Source organism: Halostagnicola sp. A-GB9-2 (genome assembly GCF_030068615.1).
In the GTDB taxonomy this organism is placed as follows: Archaea; Halobacteriota; Halobacteria; order Halobacteriales; family Natrialbaceae; genus Halostagnicola.
Genome location: NZ_JASJOC010000017.1, coordinates 65,935 through 74,227, shown reverse-complemented (window position 1 = coordinate 74,227; position 8,293 = coordinate 65,935). Strand labels below are relative to the sequence as shown.

The 8,293-nt window shown below is 55.6% G+C and carries 8 protein-coding genes and 2 pseudogenes; 3 read left to right on the top strand and 7 right to left on the bottom strand.

Features of this window, described 5'->3' with window-relative positions:
• Window positions 1–470: 470 nt before the first annotated feature.
• Window positions 471–752: a hypothetical protein gene (locus QNM96_RS21630; RefSeq protein ID WP_283838882.1), complete on the bottom strand. Its 282-nt coding sequence runs from the start codon at window positions 750–752 to the stop codon at window positions 471–473.
• 3 nt (window positions 753–755) lie between these two features.
• Between QNM96_RS21630 and QNM96_RS21625 the strand changes: the two genes are divergently transcribed.
• Window positions 756–1,331, top strand: a complete 576-nt coding sequence (locus tag QNM96_RS21625; protein WP_283838881.1) for a hypothetical protein — start codon at window positions 756–758, stop codon at window positions 1,329–1,331.
• Window positions 1,328–1,774 carry a hypothetical protein gene (locus QNM96_RS21620; protein ID WP_283838880.1) on the top strand — a complete coding sequence of 149 codons (447 nt, stop codon included), beginning with the start codon at window positions 1,328–1,330 and terminating at the stop codon, window positions 1,772–1,774. Before QNM96_RS21625 ends, QNM96_RS21620 begins: the two co-directional genes overlap by 4 nt.
• A gap of 790 nt (window positions 1,775–2,564) precedes the next feature.
• Here QNM96_RS21620 and QNM96_RS21615 read toward each other — a convergent pair.
• The 6 genes and pseudogenes from QNM96_RS21615 to QNM96_RS21590 all read right to left on the bottom strand — a co-directional run bounded on the left by QNM96_RS21615 (window position 2,565) and on the right by QNM96_RS21590 (window position 6,928).
• Window positions 2,565–3,092: a hypothetical protein gene (locus QNM96_RS21615; RefSeq protein WP_283838879.1), complete on the bottom strand. Its 528-nt coding sequence runs from the start codon at window positions 3,090–3,092 to the stop codon at window positions 2,565–2,567.
• Window positions 3,093–3,293: 201 nt separating this feature from the next.
• Window positions 3,294–3,608: pseudogene (locus QNM96_RS21610) on the bottom strand (RNA-guided endonuclease TnpB family protein); the annotation flags it as partial.
• 282 nt (window positions 3,609–3,890) lie between these two features.
• Window positions 3,891–4,013 (bottom strand): annotated as a pseudogene (locus QNM96_RS21605) (universal stress protein); the annotation flags it as partial.
• A gap of 186 nt (window positions 4,014–4,199) precedes the next feature.
• A complete protein-coding gene (locus QNM96_RS21600) occupies window positions 4,200–5,078 on the bottom strand; it encodes an ABC transporter permease (RefSeq protein WP_283838876.1) in 879 nt (292 codons plus the stop codon).
• Window positions 5,075–6,145: an ATP-binding cassette domain-containing protein gene (locus QNM96_RS21595; protein WP_283838875.1), complete on the bottom strand. Its 1,071-nt coding sequence runs from the start codon at window positions 6,143–6,145 to the stop codon at window positions 5,075–5,077. Before QNM96_RS21595 ends, QNM96_RS21600 begins: the two co-directional genes overlap by 4 nt.
• 162 nt (window positions 6,146–6,307) lie before the next feature.
• Window positions 6,308–6,928 (bottom strand): dual specificity protein phosphatase, encoded by a 621-nt coding sequence (locus tag QNM96_RS21590; protein WP_283838874.1) that lies wholly within the window; start codon window positions 6,926–6,928, stop codon window positions 6,308–6,310.
• A gap of 287 nt (window positions 6,929–7,215) precedes the next feature.
• Between QNM96_RS21590 and QNM96_RS21585 the strand changes: the two genes are divergently transcribed.
• The gene (locus tag QNM96_RS21585) at window positions 7,216–7,533 is read left to right on the top strand and encodes a helix-turn-helix domain-containing protein (RefSeq protein WP_345782560.1); all 318 of its coding nucleotides are present in this window, start codon (window positions 7,216–7,218) and stop codon (window positions 7,531–7,533) included.
• The last annotated feature ends 760 nt before the right edge of the window (window positions 7,534–8,293 follow it).

Sequence of the window (8,293 nt, the reverse complement as noted above, 5' to 3'; positions counted from 1 at the left end):
GTATACGGAGCGGCGGTTGGTGTTTCCCACCGACGTAGATCTCTAATCTGAACAGCGCCATTTGACTAGTGGCAAGTTTGAAATACGTCTCCTCTCAATAGTAAAGTGGAGCGGAGATCTACCCGCAAATGTGACTGCAAGCATTCACTGGTCGATTTCCCTCCAGCTGATATATGAATAAAAGGCCATCCCCCTGGCCCTTTTGAACTTGGCTGTGATATATCGTTCCTCTTATTGGAAATTCCGCTCAGTGACATCCTCCTCGCCGTAAACGGACGAGGTCGTCCGAGAGAGCTCGCTCTCTCGTGATCACGACAGATTGAAGATCTGTCGAACGACTTCCCACGGCACCGCACCACTGGGTTGGGATATTTGCTGGTTTGCTCTGTTGAAGTCCTCTTCCTTGGGTACTTACCTATGGCGTCTACGGCGGCGTTCCACACTACGTTCAAGCGGTTGATGATGCACAGTCACTCGAAGAGATGTTCTTTCAACGCGGCGTATTCCTGAGCACTCAGGACACTGATTCCCACATCGTCAGTGGTGGCGAACTCGCCCTCGATGAATTGGTAGATTCGTTCAATTAGCGCCTCGATCTCGTACCACATCGCGGTCTCAATTACCTCATCTTTGGTGATCTGTTCCTGTTCAATGAGAAGCATCGCGAAAATAGACGATGCCCTGTGCTGCCTGGTGATAAAACGGAATAATACGCCTAGAAAAGATTTATCCCGACACGAATCGAGGTCCACAGTATGAAAGAACCGCACCCCAAATTGAAGCCGAATGTCGACAAGCGTGCTGAGGCACCGAACTTCGACACGCTGACTTCTCCGGGGGAACTCGTCCGCGGAGATCGAACAAGAGATGACTTCTTTGACGCGGTCCTCGGACTCAATAGTCCGGCGACAGCGAGTGAAGTCGCTGAACTCGCGGACCGTGGTGTGGACGCCGCACGCGAGTACCTGGAGTGGTTTGAACGGATGGGAATCGTGACACAACTTACGGAGTCGCCGGCTACCTACGAACGCAACCAATCGTACTTGAACTGGCGGCGCGTCCAGCGGCTCCGAGAGGAGTACACCACGGAGGAACTGCTCGACTTCCTGAAGAAGGAATCGAAGCACACGGAGGTACTGGCAGGTGAATTCGAGGCCGAGACTCCCAGTGAGATTCCGATCTCAAAGCATGCCGCCGCCACGGATCAATCTATCGAGGAAGTCTGGGAGCGTCTCTCTTCGTGGAAGACGGCTCGTCGCCGGGTGACGCTTCTCGAACGGGCGCTGACCACCGAATCAGGTGATGGTGCTGATCTACAATCTGCCGTATGACCGGCAGACGAGAAGACGACACGTCCAGTGTGAGTGCCGGTGCCCCGATTGATTTCGACCTGCTTGACGTCATCTATGATCGATTCGTAACTGACGAACGCTTCGATCGGTTAGACGAACAACCGGAGTTCGCTCCCGATCGTCTGGTGTGCGTGTACGATCAGCGTTTCTACCCAGAAATCGTTCACGTTGCACGTCTTGAGGTGGTGTGGTTCGAGAGCGGGGACTTCTCACTACATTACCACGAAAAACACGAGGCCGGTGAATTCGATCATCGATGGGATTGCCATCCATCCAGCCACAATGCCCGCGACCATATCCATCCGGGACCGGAGGCACCGACTCCCGGTGAGGATACCTCTCATCCAGCGGATTGGCGTGACGTTCTCTCGATGGTTCTCTCAGAAATCGACGATCGACAGCGCGCCTTCTGGGAGGATTGACATCCTCCTCCGCGTGAACACGGAGGAATCCCGAGTGGACGGAAATCGGAGATTTCCGAGCATCGCGGAATCTTTGATTCCGCTTAGCGGTGGGAGTTTCAGGTTGGCAACCATGGACGCCGCCACTTTACGGGAAGCCGTTTAACCCGGTCGTCGTGGTCGGTGGCTGTCTGGCCATGCCAAGTGGCCGTTACTCCTATCCTCGACACCGTTGATCCGCATCTGTTGTTTTTGCCAGCATCGAATCGCTGGTGCGTGAGCAGACTCGGAGGTATCGTGGAACTGCTCGGCCGAGGGGCACGGGACGAACCCTTCGAGGATTCGCGTTCACCGCATCGGCATTTCGGGATACTGTCTCATTGATGGCGGATAGACCGCCTCCGACGATCGTTCGGAATCCGCTCCGTTCCGACCTAACCTTGCTACCGAGTAGGAGTTCTTGTGATTTGAAGGTTCGTGTTGGAAACTCGGCTACGCTTCTGTCGGTGGAACACATCATCGAGTGACGGCGCGTATCCACGCCGTGAACGACGTGGTATTGCGCCTGCTCCGCGTCTAAATCAACTACCCGATTCTTATCAGAAATCATGTGATTGGCTCAGAGAAGAAGTTCGCACGGCAATTTCGTTTGATTCACGATGAACGCGGTGGACCATCTGTTCACTACACGTGCGGACTGACCGCTGGGATTCCTACCAGCTATGGATGATGTTCGTAGCGGTGTGCATGATACAGGGCGCGAATGTGCCAGCCATAATCGGTTAGAAGTGACCGAGTGTTAGTAGGATTGTCAGTCACTAAGTTCAGTTTTGAGTTTCTTGTTCTGATTTCTTGTTTCGAGGTCTGACTCGATGAGTTCACCGCACGTTTCAACGAATTCCGTGTTTTTCATCCGTCCAGTAAAGACGTGGAATTCGCCGTCATTGGTTCTAATGTAGGTGACAATAATGTCGTAATCTTCACCGTTGAAGTATTCATACGTGGTGGAAACACCGCCGATAATCAGGAGTGTCATGAAGAACGTGATGAAGTTTACGTCTGGGTCTGTGATTTGACCAGCGAATGAGACCATGTAGACAACCAAGATGAGTAAGACAGTGATGACAGCGAAGAACCATCCGAGAAGCTTGTTGCGGTAAAGCGATGTGTCACGCTTGAAAGTGACGCTGGTGATCTCATCTGTTGAGATGGATACTGACGGCGATACGTCCGGGTTTTCCGGGGTGTACGTAATATGGGTGTCATCTCCGGCAAAGATTCCTGTGTTTTCTCCATCAATGACGTATTCATCGATAAACGCTTCAGTTTCAAAATGCATTTAGTGTGATTTTGAGAGAGTTCTCTTTTTAGGCTTTTGGCCCCTGTGAAATCGACGGTTGGTGATCCTTTTGCCAGTCGGTACTGAATATATACTCTACATCTTTCATGCAATTCCTATCAGGGATTGGTCATATCACAATCTGTCGCGTTACATCCTTCGCCTGAACGTCGCGCTCCGCTTGTCGTAGACCATGCTCTACGACGTAAACTCTGGTTGGCTCACACGTTTCCCGTTTTTCCACCGTTCGACACGGCCTTTGACAGCTTGCACAGCGCGTCGGATAGCTTCTTGGACGAGGTTCGCGGTGAGATCGGCTTCGTCGCGGAGGTCGTCGTAAAGTGCGTCCCGTGCGGTGCTGTTAGCCGTGACACACTCTCTGTAGTCGCTATTATCCCAACAGAACTCTGCGGCACGGTTAGCGCAATAGAGGAACTGTTGGGCGGATTCGTGGAAGTCCTCGTGCCGCTGGTCAGGAACGTCAAGTTTGACGGGTGCGGTACGTCGGACTTCCATGTTTCAGATTATGAGTTAACTCTTCTTATGTGTTGGGGGGGTCAATTCGTACGACCGGTATTCTTGCCGGCGAAGGGGCTGAAAGCGTGTTCGCTAGTGAGGGCTACGGTGACTCAGTCACCTACGTGAATGGCTTCCGCTTCATTGAGGATCCCTTGAAGTAGTCCACTCCTCGAAGAGCCCAGACACGATCATCAAATCAGTCAGAGTTTGGTTTACTGAGAAGTAATTCACTTTGGAGTAAACCACTTGCCATCAGGACGTGTCTCCAGTCATGTGCTCGTCAAGTGGCGTCACGACGTTCAAGATAGTAATCTCACAGTCGAATACCTCGAGTGAGTGCTCGAGAGCATCCGTGGCAAGCGGCGAACCATCTAGCGGGACGAGAACGTGTGATGGGACCATGGTTCCTGATCGACGGCGAGTGTCTTGTATCTCACCCGGCACCTACTCTCAGGTACTCTTTGACCGCCGATATCCAGTATGCTCTCTGTACGTGAACCGACTGTACTTGCCGCTGAAGACCCTACGTACCGTTCCATATCAGCATAGAAGCAGCACGCGAGGTGTCGTCGGGTCACGGAACGGTCGTTACCGAACGTCCGAACTCGAGGCCCTCGAAAGCAGATAGACGGCTCCGGCACCGAACACGAGCCCCAGACCGGCGAGAACGGCGACAGCGGGGACAATCGTGTTGAGCGCGCCGTCGAACGCCGTCACCTCAAGGACGGTCATCACGTCTTCGTCGAGCATGATCGCACGTGCGGCATCGACGCCGTACGTGACGGGGTTGATTCGAGCGAACAGCTGAATCCAGTTCGGGAGCACCTCGAGGGGGAGAAAGGCACTCGAGAGGAATAACAACGGGAACTGCAGGAGGTTCGCGCCGATGATCGTCGACTCCTGGTCTCGAGTCAGTACCGCGAGCATGTTCGAGAACGCAATAAACCAGAACGAAAAGAGGATTCCGACGGCCATGATCCCGACGGCACCGATGACGCCGGTCGTAATCTCCGCGCCGAGGAGCACACCGAGTCCGAGAATGATGGCTATCTGGAGGGCGATTCGGAACACCTCAGCGAGGGTCTTCCCGACGAACACGGCGGTTCGGTTCATCGGCGAGACGAGCACCTTCTCGAACATGCCGTTCTCGATGTCGTTGACTAGCCCGATTCCCGAGGTGACCGCCGACGCGAGTGCGACCTGGATCGCGATTGCCGGAACGAGAAACGTGGTGTAGTCAATACCCGGAAGCCCTTGGCTGACGGCGCCGCCGGCGACGTTGCCGAACACCTCCGTGAACAGTACGAGAAAGATAAACGGTTGTGCGAGCGAGACGACGAGGACAAACGGGTTCCGGACGGCCTTGAGGTTCCAGCGCTTGAAGTTGACCCAAACGTCCCCAACGAAGGTGTTTGCGGATCTCGCCACCTCGCGGTCGGCGGTCCCCGACTCGGTTGGCGTGCTCATATGGACTCCTCCGTCGCAGCCGCGCCATCGTCGGTGTCGACACGCTCGCCCGTAATCGCGAGGAACACGTCGTCCAACGTCGGCGCGCGAACGTTAAATCCGGTGACGGTCAGTCCCGCGTCTCGCAGTGCAACGAGGAGATCCGTTCCCGACTGGCGGGCCGCTTGCGCGGTGACACTGATTCCCGCCTCGGTCTCCTCGACGGTCGCGTTACTGAAGTCGTCGAACTCGCGTGCGATTGTTGTAGCGCGCGCCCGCGCCTCGGGCCCATCGCCCAGTTCGATATCGAGGACGTCGCCGCCAACCTGTCGCTTGAGATCGGCGGGGGATCCGTCGGCGACAATCTCGCCGCCGAGAATCACCGCCAACCGCTCACAGAGCGTGTCGGCCTCCTCGAGATACTGCGTGGTGAGGAAGATCGTTGTCCCCTGCTCGTTGATCCGTTGGAAGTATTCCCAGAGCCGATTGCGCGCCGTCGGATCGAGACCGGTCGTCGGTTCGTCCAGGAAGACCAGCGGCGGGCGGTGGACGAGTACGGTGGCGGCGTCGAGTCGCTTTTTCATCCCGCCCGAGAACTCCTCCGAGCGCTTGTCAGCGACCGCTTCGAGATCGACGAGGTCGAGCAGTTCGGCGGTTCGCTCGTCCCGTTCGCCCCGCGGGACGCCGTAGGCTTCACACGCGAATCGAATGTTCTCCTCTGCCGTGAGCTCCGGATCAATGCTCGTCTCCTGGGCCATGTAGCCGATCGATTCCCTGATCTTCCGCGGCTCGGTTCGGACGTCGAACCCGTTGACACGGACCTCGCCGGCGGTCGGTGACAGCAGCGTCGCGAGCACTTTGATCACTGTCGTCTTGCCCGCGCCATTGGGGCCGAGAAACCCAAAGAATTCTCCGTCGCCGACCGTCAGATCGACGCCGCTGACCGCTTCGGTTCCATCACCGTACGTGAGCTCGAGATCGGAGATGTCGATCGAGGTGTGCTCGGCGGACCCGGCTCGACTCGCACTCGAGTCTCGTGAGTCCTCACGGGGAGTTTCAGCATCCGCTACCGATTGTTCGTTCGACATACGGTGGATACGGGCGCAGAAGGGAAATACGTCCGACTTCGAAACTCAGTGGTCGCTTCAGTGACCCAAAACGCTCGAACCAAGGGAGTCGACCAGATCTTCATCGCCGGTGGTGCAAGCGTGGACGACCAATATCTCCCACTAGCCGACTAGGAGGTGCTTTCAGAAATCCATGATTCGTACCCTGGAGATACGGAATTCCCGAAGTGGGATACAGACAACTGGATTCTCGAAAGCACAATAGCCTGTGATCAATTCACTGTTCGTCGTAGTTGACCTCGGTACAGCCTTCCGAGCGATTTTGATGACCGTCTCGAAGTGTAGAAATCCAGTTTGGGCTATGGGGGCGCTGCTAGTGATGACTGTTGATGTACCGCTTCGCGTGTTCGCGGTGGGTCTCGGTGGATTGATGATCGGGCGGACGTCCTCGATCTGTGCGAGTGCCTCGCTAAATCGACAATCTTGCCGGCGACCAAGCGCTGCGGCGGCGACAGCTGCACTCCGGCTCTGACCAGCATGGCAATGGACCAAGACCGTCTTGTCGTTCTCGAGAGCCTCGTGGAGTGTCTCTGCGGCATCTTCGAACGACGAGTGTGAGAGGTCGCCGCCGTAGTGATCTTGACTGAGCGGTCCGTCAGCGATGTTGAAGTGATCGTACTCACAGCCGATGTTATCCTCAACGCTGTCCTGGCAGACTGTCACGACGTGATCGAACCGGCTGGTATCCGATTCCATCACTGAATTGATGTCCGAGATCCAGAGCTGGTCAGTAATCTCATTCATCGTCGAGGTCGTAGTTGAGGAATTCCTCAGGATGATTCGAAAACGCTTGGACGACCTGTTTTGCTGCTTGCGTCCCCGAGCAGACGATATTTGCGATTACGTCTTCCTTCCGATACCCGCCAAATCCTGTCGTTGTCCCAGAAGGATGGTGGAGAATTAACTCGAGGTTGTTCGTCTGGTGGATCGCGAGTGCAAATTTCCGTTCTCGAACTCGGCAGAATATTCTGGAAGTCCATCGAATGGTTCCTAATCTTCGGATACCACGCTAGCGACTTCCTGGACAGCAGCTGTTTTCTCTTCCATGGGTTCCTTCTCCCCGGTCAACAACCCCGACCTCAAGGGTCGGGGTATCCGCCTCGACCGCGGATGAAGCGATCAATGATGCCCAGAAGGCGGACAAGACCCGTCTCGTCCGGCGACTCTGCTTCATCAAGAACGTCTTTCTCGGCGACACCGACAAAATGGCTGCACGACGTGTCGGTGTATCTCAACCAACCGGCGGACGCTGGCTCAAAGCTTGGAACGAAGGTGGAGTCGATGGACTGCTTGTGTGGATGCTAAAAACAGAGACGAGGTTTGAGAAGGGAACAAACCGCATGATATAACGGTGATCCAAACGTTATTGAAACCTTATCGATTGGTTGTCCAGCCTCTGAATTTGTTTTCCGATGGTCGGTACTACACACGGTCTCCCCCTCACCCGCTCGTTCCCAGACTACCTCACCTTCTGGTATTGCATGGCTCCCCCCTGACAACTGTTGCATGACTTCCCCCTCGTCCGCTGGTACAGGCCAGATGTTCTATCGAGAAGCAGGTACCCCCCAGTCAGATTGTAGTGGCCGATGTCTTGTTCCCTCGAAGCCAGGCTTGGATTCCATCTGCAAGTAGTAGGCACAGTTCCCTTCGTCGACGCCGTCGCGCGCGGGGCGGTGTTGTTGCTGGGCTTGTTCTTGGCGCTCCCCCCACTCCTGTGTCCCGTCGGTGGGCCACTCTGCCAGCTGGGCATCGGTGCTGTTCTATCGCCGGTCATCTGTTGCCGATTGTCGGTCGCCGGGCGCTACTCGGTAACTGTCTGTCGTCGGTTTCGTTTGTCGCCGGTCGGTCGTCAGTGAATGGTTGCCGCTGGTCGCAATGTGTCGGTCTCGACGTCGAGTGTTCGGTAGTGTTGGTGCCGGTGTCGATTGTGGGTGTTGTTCTGGAGTGTCGGTCCGTGTTTCGAGTCGGGTAGTTGTTCTATCGCTGGTGTCGGTCGTCTGTTCTCGGTTGTGCCCGTCTTCTTGGTGCCTATTCTGTTCCCTCTCTCCGATGCTGGTATTGGGTCTGTTTCTCGGCACTGATCGTCGGTGTCTTCCGCCCCTCCTTTCG

What these genes read in the sequence shown, in the direction of transcription:
- QNM96_RS21595 (WP_283838875.1), bottom strand. Translation starts at nt 6,145, where the DNA reads ATGTCGAACGAACAATCGGTAGCGGATGCTGAAACTCCCCGTGAGGAC.
- QNM96_RS21620 (WP_283838880.1), top strand. Translation starts at nt 1,328, where the DNA reads ATGACCGGCAGACGAGAAGACGACACGTCCAGTGTGAGTGCCGGTGCC.
- QNM96_RS21590 (WP_283838874.1), bottom strand. Translation starts at nt 6,928, where the DNA reads ATGAATGAGATTACTGACCAGCTCTGGATCTCGGACATCAATTCAGTG.
- QNM96_RS21625 (WP_283838881.1), top strand. Translation starts at nt 756, where the DNA reads ATGAAAGAACCGCACCCCAAATTGAAGCCGAATGTCGACAAGCGTGCT.
- QNM96_RS21615 (WP_283838879.1), bottom strand. Translation starts at nt 3,092, where the DNA reads ATGCATTTTGAAACTGAAGCGTTTATCGATGAATACGTCATTGATGGA.
- QNM96_RS21600 (WP_283838876.1), bottom strand. Translation starts at nt 5,078, where the DNA reads ATGAGCACGCCAACCGAGTCGGGGACCGCCGACCGCGAGGTGGCGAGA.